The sequence below is a fragment of the Undibacterium sp. JH2W genome (assembly GCF_049340425.1).
Lineage (GTDB): Bacteria > Pseudomonadota > Gammaproteobacteria > Burkholderiales > Burkholderiaceae_D > Undibacterium.
In genome coordinates this window covers 303,461-318,767 of the sequence record NZ_JBMPOT010000003.1, presented here as the reverse complement: position 1 = coordinate 318,767, position 15,307 = coordinate 303,461, and the positions used below count along the sequence as shown (strand labels likewise).

Here is a 15,307-nt window from a genome sequence, read left to right as displayed (position 1 = left end):
AAAAGGTAAATATGAAAATAACGGCAGTTTAGCGCTTTGTTTGCTGGCTGTGCAGGACTTTTATGTCATCGAGCGCAGTGGGCACGTACAATAGCGCTATGACAGATTTTACTCCCCCAGATTCCTTCGCCGGGCTAACGCCCGAATTCGTCCTTGATGCCGTAGAAAGCAGTGGCTTGCGTAGCGATGGTCGCATGCTGGCCCTGAATAGCTATGAAAACCGGGTTTATCAGATAGGTATAGAGGACGCAGCTCCAGTCATTGCCAAATTTTATCGCCCTTTGCGTTGGTCCGATGCGGCAATACAAGAGGAGCATGAATTCGTGCGCGAATTGCAAGGGCATGAGATTCCCGTGTTGGCTGCATTGCAGGCTGAGGATGGTAGTAGTCTCAGGCATTATCAGGGTTACCGCTTTTCCTTATTCAAGCGCCAGAGTGGCCGTGCGCCCGAGACAGGTGATCCGGCCACCTTGGAATGGCTGGGTCGTTTCATAGGGCGCATACACGCTGTAGGTGCCACGGCCAGCTATGCGCTCAGGCCAGCCCTGGATGCGCAAAGCTTTGGTGTCTTGCCACGTGCCTGGCTGCTTGAACATGATTTCATTCCGCCTGATTTGCTGGCAGCCTATACCAGTGTCAGCCAGCAAGCCCTGGATGGTATCCAGGCTTGCTATGACAGGGCAGGGGACGTGCAGCAATTGCGCTTGCATGGAGATTGTCATTTGGGCAATGTTTTGTGGTTGGAATCCGGGCCAGAAGCAGGGCCGCATTTCGTTGACTTTGACGATAGCCGCATGGGGCCAGGCATACAGGATTTATGGATGCTGCTGTCGGGCGAGCGCAGTGATATGCAGAGCCAGTTAACGGATATCCTGGCCGGCTATGAGGATTTTTTTGAATTCGAGCAGCGACAACTTTACCTGATAGAGGCTTTGCGCACACTCAGGCTCATCCATTACTCGGCCTGGCTGGCGCAGCGCTGGAGCGATCCTGCCTTTCCTGCGGCCTTCCCATGGTTTAATAGTCAGCGTTACTGGCAAGACCGCATACTGGAATTGCGAGAACAGGTTGCCTTGATGGAGGAGCCACCTTTGTGGCCAATTTGATGGTATTTGCAGTGAGGCTGGCAAGAAGCTTGTTCGCTACTGTAAAATCCCGCCAATTTTATAAACCAGATGGATAAGCACCATGACCCAAGATGAATTGAAACTAGCAGTTGCCCAGGCTGCCATTGCCTACGTCGTTGAAGGCGAGATCGTTGGTGTGGGTACAGGCTCGACAGCCAATTTCTTTATTGATGAACTGGCCAAGATCAAGCATAAAGTCAAGGCGGCAGTGGCATCTTCAGAAGGGACGGCGGCCCGTTTGCGTTCCCATGGTATTACCGTGCTGGATTTGAATGAGGTGACATCCATGCCCGTGTATATCGACGGTGCCGATGAAATCACGCCATCCGGTGCAATGATCAAGGGCGGTGGTGCAGCATTGACACGTGAAAAAATCGTTGCTTCAGTGGCAGAAAAATTTATCTGTATCGCCGACGGTTCCAAGCTGGTGGACGTGCTGGGTAAGTTCCCTTTGCCGGTAGAGGTGATCCCCATGTCGCATGCAGTCGTCGCCCGCAAGCTTAAGACCCTGGGGGGAGAGGCGCGTTTGCGTATGAAAGATGGCCAGGCCTTGTTAACAGACAATGGCAATATGATACTGGATGTGCATGGCATGCAAATCCAGGATCCGCTGGAGCTGGAAGCACAGATTAATAATATCGTGGGTGTGGTAACGGTGGGTCTGTTCGCCCGCCAGGGTGCAAATGTGTGTTTGCTAGGCACGGCTGAAGGTGTAAAGACTTTGCAGTTTTAATACGCCCTGGTTATCAGTGAAAAAGCCCGCAATCTCATATTGCGGGCTTTTTTGTCTGATTTGAAGCTGAAATAAGACTGATTTACTCAGTAGGTGGCACGTAACCAGTTGCAGCATCAGCGCCATCGCCAAAGAAATGCTTTTCCATCTGAGTTGCCAGATACTTGCGGGCGCGGGTATCTGCCAGATTCAGGCGGTTCTCATTGACCAGCATGGTTTGATGCTTGAGCCAGGCGGCCCAGGCTTCTTTGGACACGCTTTCATAAATTCTCTTGCCCAATTCACCTGGGTAAGTGGGGACGTCCAGGCCTTCGGCTTCTTTGTCTAATTTAATGCAGTGGACCATGCGGGCCATGTTGTTGCTCCTTCATATCTTGAAAACAGCCTGAATTATACGACCACTGGCTTAGAGTTGCTTGATCAGAACCAGGGATTTGCGTTGCCAGTTATACATTTTCTGCCGGTCTTTTGGTAAATCGTCAACTGAGGCACTGACAAATCCACGTTTCAGGAACCAGTGTGCGGTACGTGTCGTCAACACAAACAGACTGTGGAAACCAGCGCGCCGTGCACGTTTTTCCATATGTTTAAGTATGCGTTCGCCATCCCCCTGGCTTTGTACATCGGGATTGACAGTCAGGCAAGCCATTTCTGCCATTTTTTCGAAAGGGAAAGGGTATAACGCGGCACAACCAAAAATCACACCATCATGCTCGATGACCGAGAAATAATTGATTTCGCGCTCTATCAATTCGCGGCCACGCTTGACCAGGGTGCCATCTGCTTCCAGAGGTTCTATCAACTTGATGATGCCACCGACATCTTCAATGGTGGCTTCACGCAGGCTTTCCAGGTTTTCTGAAGACACCATGGTGCCCACGCCATCATGGGTAAATAATTCCAGCAATGCCGAGCCATCCATCTCGTAAGGCACGATATGTATTCGCGGTACGCCGCCACGTGAAGCCTTGATCGCATGTTCCAGGTAAAAAGCAGAATCAAGTGGCAAGTAGCCAGCTTTCAATTCCTGCTCTGCCTGCATGAAAGACAATTCACGGATTTCATCCTTGTCCTGATCCATCATCATCGGTGTTTCAGTGATGAAAATCAGTTTGTCTGCACGCAGGGCAGTTGCAGTCGAGACGGCGACGTCTTCCATGGTCAGATTGAAGGCTTCGCCAGTAGGCGAGAAACCCAACGGCCCCAGCAAAATCAGATTACCTGCGTCGAGAATGCGGTGGATAGTGTCGTAAGCGACTTTGCGGGCAATACCCGTCAATTGAAAATCCACACCGCCGACTATGCCTATGGGTTTTGCTGTAACAAAATTGCCAGAAATAATACGTATGGCAGAATGTGCCATAGGTGTGTTAGGTAAGCCCTGGCTAAATGCGGCCTCGATATCCAGACGTAATTCGCCTGCAGCTTCTTTTGAGCATTCCAGCGCGGCAGTGTCGGTAATGCGTATGCCATTATGAAAGCGGCCTTCTACGTTTCGCAGGGCCAGTTGCTCGGCTACCTGGGGTCGTGAGCCATGAACAATGACAATTTTGATGCCAAGAGCATGTAAAAGTGATAAATCTTGTGCCAAAACTGGCAGGGCACCTGCCATGACCAGTTCCCCGGGAAAGGCAACCACAAAGGTTTTTCCACGGAAGGCATGAATATAAGGGGCGACTGAACGCAACCAATGAACGAATTGAACGGGATTTTCCATTCTCCAATTATAATCTGAGTCGGGAAAATGGATGATCAATCAAGGTGATCGAATTTCCACATATTCATACATCCCGAAAAATGCAGATTGATGAGTTTTGGCGTTTTCACTGCTTTCAATGGGTATACGTTGCTTTAATACGCTCCAGTTTATTCGCATATAAATCATGAGCTTTACGTGTGGTGCTATTGGCCTTGGCAAGAATCAGTTCATCAGTAGCGTCTGATATTTCGCCAAGTTTTAAATGCGCCAATGCCAGCCATAAGTGAAACTCATCATAGTTGGCATCACGTTTTATTTCGCGTTTGAATAAGGCTTTTGCTTCCTTGAAATCGCCACGCTGCATGGCTGACAGGCCGCGCTGGAAAAAAAAGAAAGGTGGATAAGGCTGTAATCTTTCGAGAGTGCTGAGATAAGACTGGGCTTCATCATAATGGGCAGACTTACGCAAAACCTCGACCAGGTTACTCAATGCGAGGGTGTTTTCTGGTTCTTTTTGCAGTATTTGTTTGAATACATTTTCTGCTAATTGCAAATCATCGTGCTGGCGGTAAATCACACCCAGAGTATTGTAGGCAATCATGAAATCAGGGTCTATGCGCAGGGCTTCACGTGCAAACCAATATGCGTCATTGACATTATGTTTAGCCAGTAACTCGGCGGCCCGATTGTTCATATACATGGCGAGGACCGTCGCTTCCCCTATCGCCATAGACTTTTGACCGCGAATTTCACCGGGTGGCAAAAAATCTATTACCATGGATTGTTGATATTCTTCTGTATTGCGTAAAAACCCAGGACGCCTGCCAAGTACGATGTTGACGTGGCCAGCTGCAAAATACAAATCATCGATGCGGCTCCAGGACTCGTCTATGAGGATGTTTTGATATTGCACATCCAAGCCCAGTTGCTTGGCAAACGCAGACGTCATGAGCACCAGCGACAGGCAATTGCCGGAGCGTGCAGCAAAAGCTTCGGTAGCATTGCGTGTCATTTCTGCATCATATTCCAGCTTGATTTGCTGCTTGCTGGATAAGGCTTCAAACAGGGCTTTCTGTGGTCCGCGCCTGTGCGCAAGTGGCATGATCACATCTCGCAGATATGCATGCATTTCTTTGCTGACAGTAAGCACATTCTCAGCGTTGACGGGAGTTGAACTTGGACTAAATCCCTGATCGTGAAAATGTATATTGCCGAGTTTTTGCGCAGTAGGAGTTGCGCAGGCAGTAATCATGCAAGTGAAAAGCAATAGCATCCAGGTTTTCATCTTAAACTCCATTTATGTCTCAATAAATGATGACCGGTTTGGACCGATTTTGATCTATTCAGTATAGATTAATTTTTGGAGAAATTAGTTCATACTATTTTCTAGTTTCTAGTGCCAACAAAATTTGAGCGCGCCAAAATCTGTTTCGATTGATAGCCATAGATAAAAAACAACATTGCGCACCCCGCCTGAAAATCTGGGATAATGCGCAGCGCTATGTCTTCAAATCAAACACCAAAAAACTCCCCCAAAAAAGCAATTCCCGGTGCAATAGATGGTTTATCGGGTTTGCGTGAACTTCGACAACAATTGCGCGTCACTGCTGCAAAGTCTGAGGAAACTGGAACTACACCGTCCGCTGCGAGCGGTATGGCATCGACACGCCCGTCAAAAGCGCAGAATGGGCAGGTACGGCAAGCCACAAGGCAAGCTGGTCGCAATAAGCCATCGACATCGTCAACAGAGCGTTCAAGTGGGAAGGCAAAAGCCCCGGTTTCGCCTGCTCCGGCGACAGATGCACCAACTTCACCTTTCCGCAATGTTTTGCCGCCTATTACTTTCCCTGAAGAGTTGCCGGTATCTGGCAAGCGGTCGGAGATTGCCGAGGCTTTGCAAAAGCACCAGGTCATTATTGTTTGCGGTGAAACTGGCTCAGGCAAGACCACGCAATTACCAAAAATCTGCCTGGAACTGGGACGTGGGCAAAAAGGCCTGATAGGCCACACCCAGCCACGCCGTATTGCTGCTTCGTCTACCGCCAAGCGTATTGCGCAAGAATTGAATTCGCCGCTGGGCGAGCATGTAGGTTTTAAAGTCCGGTTTACCGATACCCTTAGCAAGGGCGCATCGGTCAAGCTGATGACCGACGGTATCTTGCTGGCAGAAACCCAGACCGACCCGCTGTTAAAACAATATGACACTATCATCATCGATGAGGCGCATGAACGCAGCCTGAATATTGATTTTCTGCTCGGTTATCTGAAGCAATTGCTACCCAAGCGCCGTGACTTGAAGATCATCATCACCTCAGCCACGATAGATGCACAACGCTTTGCCAATCATTTTGCTGATACCAGAGGTGCTGAGCCCAAACCTGCACCTGTGATTGAAGTGTCAGGTCGGCTGTACCCGGTAGAAGTGCGCTATCGCCCGATACAAGATACAGAAAAAGATAAAGAACGCGATTTGATGACGGCGATTACCGATGCCGTTGATGAATTGTGTCGTGTAGGTTCTGGTGACGTGCTGGTATTTTTACCCGGCGAGCGTGAAATCCGCGATGCTGCTGAAGCCTTGCGCAAACACCATCCACCGCATGTAGAGATTTTGCCCTTGTTCGCCCGCTTGTCAGCGCAAGAGCAGGAGCGGGTATTCAAAACCTCGAATGCGCGTCGCATCGTGCTGGCCACCAATGTGGCCGAAACCTCGCTGACCGTACCTGGCATACGTTATGTCGTTGATGCCGGTCTGGCGCGTGTCAAGCGCTATAGCTACCGGAATAAAGTCGAACAATTACAGATAGAGGCAGTGGCTCAGTCAGCAGCCAATCAGCGTGCTGGCCGTTGTGGCCGCGTTGCAGCTGGTGTTTGCATACGTTTGTACGATGAGCAGGATTATCTGCAAAGGCCAAAATTTACTGAGCCTGAGATTTTGCGCTCGTCACTGGCTGCTGTTATCTTGCGCATGAAGTCCCTGCGCCTGACCGATGTAGAAACTTTCCCATTCATTGAGCCACCACCAGGCCGGGCGATTGCTGATGGTTATCAGCTCTTGCAAGAACTGGGGGCGATGGATGAAGTGAATCAGTTGACGCCGGTAGGCAGACAACTCGCCAAACTGCCGCTGGACCCGCGTGTCGGTCGCATGATTTTGGCGGCGCGTGACAACCAGGCCTTGCAGGAAGTATTGATCATTGCGGCGGCCTTGTCGGTGCAAGACCCGCGTGACCGCCCCATGGAGGCGCAGGCTGCGGCTGACATGGCGCACAAGAAATTTGCTGATGAAAAGTCTGAATTCCAGTCTTATCTGAAGATATGGAAATGGTTTGAAGATGCCATCGAGCACAAAAAAACCAATCGCCAGTTGCAAGATAATTGCCGTGCCAATTTCCTGAGCCAGATGCGCTTGCGCGAATGGCGTGAAGTGCATTCGCAATTGCTGACCATTGTCAAAGAGCAGGGCTGGCGCTTGAATGAGGCACCTGCCACTTATGAGCAATTGCATTTGTCATTGCTGACGGGTTTGCTGGGCAATATAGGCTATAAGTCAGATGAAGAAGCGCATTACCTGGGCGCACGTGGTATCAAGTTTTATATCTGGCCGGGTTCTACTCTGGTCAAAAAAGCCGGGCGCTGGATCATGGCGGCTGAGCTGGTGGATACCACACGCCTGTACGGCCGCTGCATTGCCCAGATCAATCCGGAATGGCTGGAGAAGATAGGCGAGCACCTGCTGAAAAAATCCTATGGCGAACCACGCTGGGAAAAACGTGCAGGCCAGGTATCTGCCTTTGAACGCGCGACCCTGTATGGTCTTGTTGTATATAGCCAGCGTCGTACCCAGTATGGTTTGACGCACCCAGTAGAGGCGCGCGAGATGTTTATTCGTGATGCCCTGGTCGAGGGTGAATTTGACACTCGCGCCCCTTTCTTCGCGTATAACCAGAAACTGGTACGTGAGATAGAAAATCTCGAACATAAATCGCGCCGCCTCGATGTATTGGTCGATGAAGAGCTGATCGTAGCTTTTTATGATCAGCACTTGCCAGCCGATGTGTGGAATGCAGTCTTGTTTGAGCAATGGCATAAAGAAGCGACCAAGGCCAACCCCAAGCTCCTCTACCTGAACAAGGACGAGTTGATGCGCCATGAGGCAGCAGGCGTCACTACCGACTTATTCCCCAAGACCATGCAGGTCTCGGGTGTGGCTTTGCAGCTCAGTTATCACTTTGAGCCAGGCAGCCCACGCGACGGTGTGACCCTGACTGTACCTTTATTTTCTCTGAATCAGGTGTCGGCAGACCGCTGCGAATGGCTGGTGCCTGGCATGCTCAAAGAAAAAGTGCATTTGCTGATCAAGTCCTTGCCGCAAAAAATACGTCGTCATTGTGTGCCTATACCTGAATATGCAGCAGGTTTTTGCGAGCGCAATGATTTCGGTAAAGGCAATTTCCTTGACGCCGTAATTGCCGATATACGCGAGCAAAAAGGTTTGCTATGCAAGACCACGGATTTCAAATTCGAGACCGTGCCCGTGCATTTGACGATGAATTTCAAGGTCGTCGATGAACATGGCCGTCAACTGGAAATGGGCCGTAATCTGGCCAGCCTGCGCGCTGAGTTTGGTGGTCAGGCACGCGAGAGTTTTCAGCGTATTGCCAGTGCCGAGAAACTGGCGCTATTGGATACCAATCCAGTTGTGACCAAACAGGCTGTTGTCACCGAAGACAAGTCAGTTCGTAATGCTGGAAAACCTGCAACTGCGAACATTCAGACGAACGCCGCAGTACCAGCATTCAAGCAAGAAAACCTGACCGCCTGGACCTTTGACAGCCTGCCTGAATTGCTGGAAGTCCAGCAAGGCAAGCAAACTCTTATTGGTTATCCAGCGCTGGTCGACAAACTCACGCATTGCCATATCGAAGTGTTCGATGACCCGGACGAGGCAGCGCGCATACATCGCATAGGCATGCGACGCCTGTTTGCCTTGCAGTTGAAAGAGCAGATCAAGTTCCTGGAAAAAAATATTCCCGGCTTGCAGCAGATGGGCATGCAATTCATGGCGCTGGGCTCGCAAGAAGAGTTGCGGGATCAGATTATCCAGGTCGCGCTAGAAAGCGCTTTCCTGCAAAGCCCTTTACCTGCCAATTCGGGTGAATTTAATAAGCGTCGCGATGAAGGCAAAGCCAGATTGAATTTGCTGGCCAATGAAATTGCCCGCACAGCTGCGCAAATACTGGCGGAATACCATGGTCTGCCCAAGAAGCTGCAAGGCATCAAGGCGCATGCACAAGCGGCTGCAGATATGCAGACGCAATTGCAGATGTTGGTGACCAAGCGTTTTATTGCAGAAAATGATTACACCCAGTTATCGCATTTCCCTCGTTATTTGAAAGCGATCACGGTGCGTATGGACAAGCTGCGTGCTGACCCTGCGCGTGACCAGAAGTTGCTGGCTGAATGGAATAGTGTGGCGCAAGCCTGGCAACGTCATCCACGCAAGACTGGCGCTGATGCAGACCCCAAATTGCTGGAGTTCCGTTGGTTGCTGGAGGAACTCAGGGTTTCCTTGTTTGCCCAGGAACTGCGTACCCCCATGCCTGTCTCGGTCAAGCGCTTGCAAAAAGTGTGGGAGAGTTTGCAGCGTTAGTCTCTATTGGATAAGGATAAGCATGGCCGCAGGCAAAGCTTTTTTGCTTGTTGTATGCTGAGGGCAGGCTTCAGGCTAATCAAGCTGAAGCCTGCTTTTTTATCGCTCAAAAAAATCCATGAATCATAAACTGAACCCCGCTACGATATTTTTGCTTGTTATTCCACCTTTACTATGGGCTGGCAACGCTGTAGTCGGGCGCATGATACATGAGCTGGTGCCACCGATTACTCTGAATTTCATGCGCTGGGCGCTGGCTTTTTTGATACTCCTGCCCATGGCTTTCCACATTTATCACCGCGACAGCATGTTATGGCGTAACTGGCGGCGCTATGCTCTATTAGGTTTGCTGGGAGTGGGTTTGTACAATGCCTTGCAATACCTGGCCTTGCAGAGTTCCACCCCGATCAATGTCACTCTGGTTGCGGCTAGCATGCCAGTGTGGATGTTGATTGTGGGGCGTGTGTTTTTTCAAGCCAAAATCTCGCGCTGGCAATTGGCTGGCGCACTACTGTCTATCACTGGAGTGCTGATCGTCCTGAGTCGCGGTGAGGTGAAGCAATTGCTAGCTTTGCATCTTGTGCCAGGTGACATTTTCATGATTGTCGCCACTATCACATGGTCAATTTATAGTTGGTTGCTAACACGCGGCAATGACGGAGAGTTGCGCAATCACTGGGCTGATTTCTTGCTGGCGCAAGTCAGTTTTGGTGTGTTGTGGTCGGGCGTATTTTCCGCAGCTGAATGGTGCATCACCAAGCCAGTCATGCACTGGACTCCAGTCTTATTTGCTGCGCTGGCTTTTGTCGCGATTGGCCCAGCAGTGATTGCATTTCGTTGCTGGGGCTTGGGCGTGCAAAGAGTGGGGCCGAATATCGCTGCTTTTTTCAGCAATCTGACACCTTTGTTTGCTGCAATGATGTCATCTGCTTTTCTAGGGGAAACGCCTCATGTTTTTCATGCCGCGGCTTTTTCTTGCATAGTTGGTGGCATAGTCCTGTCTTCACGTCGTTAATGCTATTCAGAGTGGATCTGCCAGTCCTATAGGTGCGGGCGTGATGTTGACGATAAGTGAGAATAACTGCTCATATTTATAGCGTTGGCCAGCGTCATCAAGCATCTTGCGGTTTTCCAGAAAGGCAGCATCCACTTCTTTCCAATCGTGATCATTCAGAACTTGCCTGGCGACAGGGATAATGCGCTCTTCTTCTGTCCGCATATGGGCAAAATAGAAGTGTGCATACTGTTCCACCAGTTCACGAAACTGTTCGAACGCTGGCGGCCCACTAAATTCATAATCCAACAAGGCATGAGATAATCTGTGCACCATTAATTCGCCTTTGCTATGTTGCTCGCTCAAGGCATCAAGCTCGCTGTCAAGTTGATGTGTTCTTTCCTTGATTTTGGCAAACAGGTACAGATCTTCTTTTGGGTGATGTACTTTTTCAGGATATTCCATGATGTAATAAAGCATGGCCCGGAATACCTTCAGATCAGGGGCTATGCCACCCCCTTCGATTTGCCGGATGAAATACAGCATGCCTTGTATAACAGACGACAAATGCTCGTGTTCGTCCTGTATGACACTGAGTGATGCAGGGTAAATATTTCTGACAGACATGCTAGGCCTCCTTGCTTTTTTCCTTACTTTACTTTGGCAAGAGGCGGGGGCTGTTGATCAGGATCAAAAACTGGAGTCTGCGATCTGTTTACTTGGCTAAAAAGCCATGTCAAATTTATCCGACATGGCTTTTCGAAGTTCTGGAGGTAGTAAGTATTACTTGCTACTTAACTCCTTCAATAATTCCTGGGCATTATAAATTTTATCCATGGCTTCCAGGATGGCAGCGCTATGAACGGCAATAGTACGGTTGCTACGCCCATCAAACCAAAAGGCACCACCTAAAGAATGGATATTGCCATCGAAAGCGAGGCCGACGATTTCACCATTCTTATTAATAAGCGGACTGCCTGAATTGCCACCTATGATGTCGTTATTGGTGACAAAATTATATGGCTGTTGCAAGTTCAGTTTGTTTTTTGCTGCAAGCCAGGAGGCTGGCAGAGCAAAGGGGGCGGTGCCTGTATCATGTTCAAATGCGCCTGCAAAAGTGGTGAAAGGCTTGATGCTTCGCTCACCAAGCTGCCAGCCTTTCACTTCGCCATAAGACAGGCGCAGGGTCGCGGTGGCATCTGGATAAACGCTGGTGCCTGATTGCAGGAAGCGTGCCTGTGCTATCAGTTCAGAATTTTTCTGTACAACAGATTGCACTTCCTGTTGCATGCGTTTGCTTGCGTTGCGTGACTCGGTATCAATGGCCAGCGCCAATTTGATGAAGGGGTCATCGGATTGTACAATGGCTTCCTTGCCGCCATTCCACAGGGTTTTCCGGTATTCAACATCTGCCAGGCGAGTCTTGCTGATCAGTTTTTCAGTCAATTGCTCTGGTGATAGTTTGCCTAAAACCTGTTTGACGAAAACATGATCGGTTCCCAGGTCTTCGCGCATCTTGGTCAGGGAATGAGTCAGTTTGATTTTTTCAAATTCCGGGTAAATTGGCGCTTTGGAGAATAGCATTTGTTGTACACCAGCCAGGCGATTGTCCGTAAATTCTGGCAAGCGGTCTGCACTTGCCTTCACTTTTTCATCTGCAGCACGCACCAGAGTGCGGGCGATACGGAAATAATTACTTGAAAAAGCGGCCGCTCCTTCCGTCATACTGGTTATTCTATGTAGTTGACGGTAGCGCTCCTGCGCTTTGTTAATGGCATCCCAGGCACCACCGATTTTTCCTTTTAACTCTGGCCTGGCATCAACGAACTGGCGCAAAGCCAGTTCTTCAGCCTCCTTGCGGGCGATGAATTCCGGGTCCAGCAGGGTTTTCAGCCTGCCTACACCAGCTTTATAACTGTTCTCTATGCCGAACAACATTTGATCTGCTGTACGTGCCGCTTCAGGGCTGGTTTTGCGATATTGCGTCAGCACACCGCGCAATTCGGCCATATGTTGCAAACCATCGATCAGGCCAATATCACGTAAGCTATTGAGTTGAGAGACGGTTAATTGACGCTGGGTAGATCCAGGGTGACCGGTAACAAAAGTTAATTCACCTTCTTGTGGGCCAATTTTGCTGAAAGGGAAAAAGTATTTGATGTCAGCCGGTTTGCCGTCTTCATAGACGCGCAACATGGTGATATCAAGGTCGTAGCGTGGGAAATTGAAATTATCCGGGTCGCCACCAAAAAAAGCGATGGCTTTTTCGGGAGCCCACACCAGGCGGGTATCCGCATAACGATGGTATTTGTAGAGGTGATAGCGGCCACCATGATACAAGTCTACGATATCGCAACGGGTTTTTTCTTTGTCTTCTCCGACGCAGGCAGAAGTCAGTCTGTTACTGATGGCATTTTGTGCTTGTTTAAATTTGCCATCTTCCAGGCCTGCGGTGGCTTTTTTGATTTCTTCAGTAACGTCGGTAATTTCTTCAAGACGATTTAATTCCAAAGCTGGACAGGTCAGCTCTTCTTCACGCTTCTTTGCCAGAAAACCGTGTTCTATATAGTTTTGCTTCGCCGTTGACAATTGCTCTATACAGCTTGATGCGCAATGATGGTTGGTCATAACCAGGCCATCCCTGGAAACAAAAGAGCCAGAACAACCCGGCAGCTTGACTGAACTTAACATGGTATTTTTTACCCATTCTGCGTTGGGTTTGTAAGCATATTCAGCTTGCAGTTTGTTATTGGGCAAATTGTCCATGGTCCACATGCCCTCGGCTGCCAAGGATAAGGTGGGCAATACCAGGCTCAGCAATAAGAATTTCTTTTGCATCGTTTTTCCATTACTTCAAAAATAAATTGCCACTCACCATAGCTGGTGAATGGCAAAGGCTATTCATATAAATAAAGCATAGGCTGCAGAGGCGTTGCGCGAGTGCTTAGCGTTTTGCCTGTATAGCTTCTATTTGGTCCATGATTTTATTCATGCGCGCAAATACTGCCTGGTAGGGAGCTGGCGAAGCCAGATCGACGCCAGCACTCTTGACTAGTTCATAGGGATAAGCAGAACCACCGGCTTTCAGGATATTGAGGTATTTATCCTTGGCACCAGCTTGTCCTTTCAAGACTTCTTCCGCAAACATCGAGCCTGCCGCGATCGAGGTTGCATACTGGAAGACATAGAAACGGTTATAGAAGTGCGGGATGTAAGCCCATTCTATCGCGTAGGTATCATCAATTTTCATGATGCCTTCTTTGTCGCCGTGATAGCTTTTCAGTATGTCGCCATAAATCTTGGAGAGTGCCTCTCCAGTCAGTGATTCACCTTTATCGACCTTGGCGTGGACTTCACGCTCAAAGTCGGCAAACATGGCCTGGCGGAAGAAAGTGCCGCGCAGGTTTTCCAACGCTGAGCCCAGGTAGAGCAGGCGCTCATCATCGCTCTTGGCGATTTTCAGCATATGGTCCAGCAAGAAGACTTCATTGGTTGTCGACGCTATTTCTGCCGTGAAGGTAGGGTAGTCAGCGCTGATAAAAGGTTGATGTTTGTTGGCCAGATAAGAATGCATGGCATGACCCCATTCATGTCCCAGGGTCGATACTGATTCATAGTCATCGTTGTAGTTCAATAGCAGGTAAGGATGGACATCATAGGCAGCACCATTCATATAGGCACCAGAGCGCTTGCGCGGACGTGGATAGACATCCATCCAGCGCTCGGTCGTCGCTTTGGCCATGGCCTTGGCATAGTCATCACCCAATGGTTTGACGGATTCCAGCATCAGCTTGACGCCATCCTTGATAGGATATTTGAAGTCTCCAGATACCAGTGGTGGATAGATGTCGAAATAGCGCAGATCTTTTACCCCTAGCAATTTCGCACGCAGTTTGAAATAGCGGTGCAGGGTAGGCAGGTTGGCCCGGGTTTGCGTTACCAGCGTATCGTAAACTTCACGTGGTAACTTATTATTGTCGAGGGCCTGTGTCAATGAGTCAGGATAATTGCGTATCTTGGCATAGGCTGCGTCGCGTTTCAATTGCTCGTAAAAGGTCACGCCATAGCTGCGCTCGAACTCTTTCCATTTGCCCCAGAATGCATCAAACACCAGTTGGCGGTCGGCCCGGTTGGGCGCGGCGCGATATTTGGTGTAGGCAGCCTGATCGATGCGTACTTCTTCACCTGTCGATAATTTGACTTTTGGCCATGGCATTTCGGCATTCGAGAACGTCGAGTAAACGGCGCTGGCGGTATTGGTGGCCATACCGAAGGTGGCGATCAGCTCTTCACCTTTTTTGTCCAGAGTATGTGCGCCAGAACGCAAGATATCATCGAGCTGGTGTGCATAAATCTTCAAGCCTTTGTCCTTGGCCTGGAAAGCTTGTATCTTTTTCACGCCCATACTGAGAATTTCTGGCCGCAAGAAAGAAGTTGCTTCTTCCACTTTGCTGCCGAGTATATCCGAGCGTTGCCCCAGGTCCATGCCTGCATTGTCACCAGTATCCTGATCACGGAACTGAGATGCATAGCTGGACAGGCGTGAGTAGCGCTTCCACAAATCAGAATTCAAATCCAGACAAGTCTTGAAACGTGCCAGACTGTCACCCAGGTGACCGCTACAGGTCTGGAATTGCTTTAACTGTACTTCCAGGGTCATGGCATCCTTGTCCCAATCAGCCTTGGTCTGGTACATATCATTCAAATTCCAGCGGTCAGCTTCCGTCTCACTTGGATGAGCAGCAAAGGTTAAGCCGGGTAGTATCAATGCAACAGCGAACAAGTTGCGAACAAGATGTTTATGCATGGTTTATGGTCCAGTTTGGATTAATGGATGTGGAGTAAATGCAGGGGAGACAGTTTTGTTTATTTAATATAGATGTTTCTTGTCATCGCTTGGCCCCTGTATTTGGGCATTATTTTGTTCTGAAAGTTCTTAATTGAAAAGCAAATTTGGAAATATATTTCCTGTTTTTTTGCTTTTTCGCTGCAAATTGATTGATTTCAATTGTATAGGCAGTAATATATATTAAATAGTGTCAAATTAACCATGCAGTGTAATAGGTAATTTTTTTGATAAAGTACAACAAAGGCGAACCTG

At 49.1% G+C, this 15,307-nt stretch carries 10 protein-coding genes; 4 read left to right on the top strand and 6 right to left on the bottom strand.

The window, feature by feature from the left end; all coding sequences use genetic code 11:
• The first annotated feature begins 98 nt into the window (after positions 1–98).
• Positions 99–1,106 (top strand): serine/threonine protein kinase, encoded by a 1,008-nt coding sequence (locus ACO0LC_RS05920; protein WP_423001586.1) that lies wholly within the window; start codon positions 99–101, stop codon positions 1,104–1,106.
• 82 nt (positions 1,107–1,188) lie between these two features.
• Entirely contained in the window at positions 1,189–1,860 is a 672-nt protein-coding gene (gene rpiA / locus ACO0LC_RS05915) for a ribose-5-phosphate isomerase RpiA (RefSeq protein WP_423001584.1), read from the top strand.
• An 82-nt stretch (positions 1,861–1,942) separates the two neighbouring features.
• Here the strand turns inward: rpiA and ACO0LC_RS05910 are convergent, their stop codons facing one another.
• The 3 genes from ACO0LC_RS05910 to ACO0LC_RS05900 form a co-directional block, all read right to left on the bottom strand.
• The gene (locus tag ACO0LC_RS05910) at positions 1,943–2,215 is read right to left on the bottom strand and encodes an oxidative damage protection protein (protein WP_186951668.1); all 273 of its coding nucleotides are present in this window, start codon (positions 2,213–2,215) and stop codon (positions 1,943–1,945) included.
• A gap of 51 nt (positions 2,216–2,266) precedes the next feature.
• Positions 2,267–3,577: an amino-acid N-acetyltransferase gene (gene argA, locus ACO0LC_RS05905; RefSeq protein WP_423001581.1), complete on the bottom strand. Its 1,311-nt coding sequence runs from the start codon at positions 3,575–3,577 to the stop codon at positions 2,267–2,269.
• Between the two features lie 115 nt (positions 3,578–3,692).
• Complete coding sequence (locus tag ACO0LC_RS05900) at positions 3,693–4,844, bottom strand: tetratricopeptide repeat protein (protein WP_423001579.1); 1,152 nt, start codon at positions 4,842–4,844, stop codon at positions 3,693–3,695.
• 216 nt (positions 4,845–5,060) lie between these two features.
• Here ACO0LC_RS05900 and hrpA point away from each other — a divergent pair, with 216 nt between their 5' ends.
• Both hrpA and ACO0LC_RS05890 read left to right on the top strand, forming a co-directional pair.
• Positions 5,061–9,212 (top strand): ATP-dependent RNA helicase HrpA, encoded by a 4,152-nt coding sequence (gene hrpA, locus ACO0LC_RS05895; RefSeq protein ID WP_423001577.1) that lies wholly within the window; start codon positions 5,061–5,063, stop codon positions 9,210–9,212.
• Between the two features lie 118 nt (positions 9,213–9,330).
• Positions 9,331–10,227, top strand: coding sequence for a DMT family transporter (locus tag ACO0LC_RS05890; protein ID WP_423001575.1), 897 nt, complete (start codon positions 9,331–9,333; stop codon positions 10,225–10,227).
• A 6-nt stretch (positions 10,228–10,233) separates the two neighbouring features.
• Here ACO0LC_RS05890 and ACO0LC_RS05885 read toward each other — a convergent pair whose 3' ends face one another.
• From ACO0LC_RS05885 to pepF, 3 genes are all read right to left on the bottom strand, one after another.
• Positions 10,234–10,833: a hemerythrin domain-containing protein gene (locus ACO0LC_RS05885; RefSeq protein WP_423001573.1), complete on the bottom strand. Its 600-nt coding sequence runs from the start codon at positions 10,831–10,833 to the stop codon at positions 10,234–10,236.
• A gap of 156 nt (positions 10,834–10,989) precedes the next feature.
• Positions 10,990–13,044 carry a S46 family peptidase gene (locus ACO0LC_RS05880; RefSeq protein ID WP_423001571.1) on the bottom strand — a complete coding sequence of 685 codons (2,055 nt, stop codon included), beginning with the start codon at positions 13,042–13,044 and terminating at the stop codon, positions 10,990–10,992.
• A gap of 106 nt (positions 13,045–13,150) precedes the next feature.
• Positions 13,151–15,013: an oligoendopeptidase F gene (gene pepF / locus ACO0LC_RS05875; protein ID WP_423001569.1), complete on the bottom strand. Its 1,863-nt coding sequence runs from the start codon at positions 15,011–15,013 to the stop codon at positions 13,151–13,153.
• Positions 15,014–15,307: the final 294 nt, after the last annotated feature.

Excerpts from the sequence above, each read along its gene's own strand:
- ACO0LC_RS05920 (WP_423001586.1), top strand. The coding sequence starts at position 99 with ATGACAGATTTTACTCCCCCAGATTCCTTCGCCGGGCTAACGCCCGAA.
- rpiA (WP_423001584.1), top strand. The coding sequence starts at position 1,189 with ATGACCCAAGATGAATTGAAACTAGCAGTTGCCCAGGCTGCCATTGCC.
- ACO0LC_RS05910 (WP_186951668.1), bottom strand. The coding sequence starts at position 2,215 with ATGGCCCGCATGGTCCACTGCATTAAATTAGACAAAGAAGCCGAAGGC.
- argA (WP_423001581.1), bottom strand. The coding sequence starts at position 3,577 with ATGGAAAATCCCGTTCAATTCGTTCATTGGTTGCGTTCAGTCGCCCCT.
- ACO0LC_RS05900 (WP_423001579.1), bottom strand. The coding sequence starts at position 4,844 with ATGAAAACCTGGATGCTATTGCTTTTCACTTGCATGATTACTGCCTGC.
- hrpA (WP_423001577.1), top strand. The coding sequence starts at position 5,061 with ATGTCTTCAAATCAAACACCAAAAAACTCCCCCAAAAAAGCAATTCCC.
- ACO0LC_RS05890 (WP_423001575.1), top strand. The coding sequence starts at position 9,331 with ATGAATCATAAACTGAACCCCGCTACGATATTTTTGCTTGTTATTCCA.
- ACO0LC_RS05885 (WP_423001573.1), bottom strand. The coding sequence starts at position 10,833 with ATGTCTGTCAGAAATATTTACCCTGCATCACTCAGTGTCATACAGGAC.
- ACO0LC_RS05880 (WP_423001571.1), bottom strand. The coding sequence starts at position 13,044 with ATGCAAAAGAAATTCTTATTGCTGAGCCTGGTATTGCCCACCTTATCC.
- pepF (WP_423001569.1), bottom strand. The coding sequence starts at position 15,013 with ATGCATAAACATCTTGTTCGCAACTTGTTCGCTGTTGCATTGATACTA.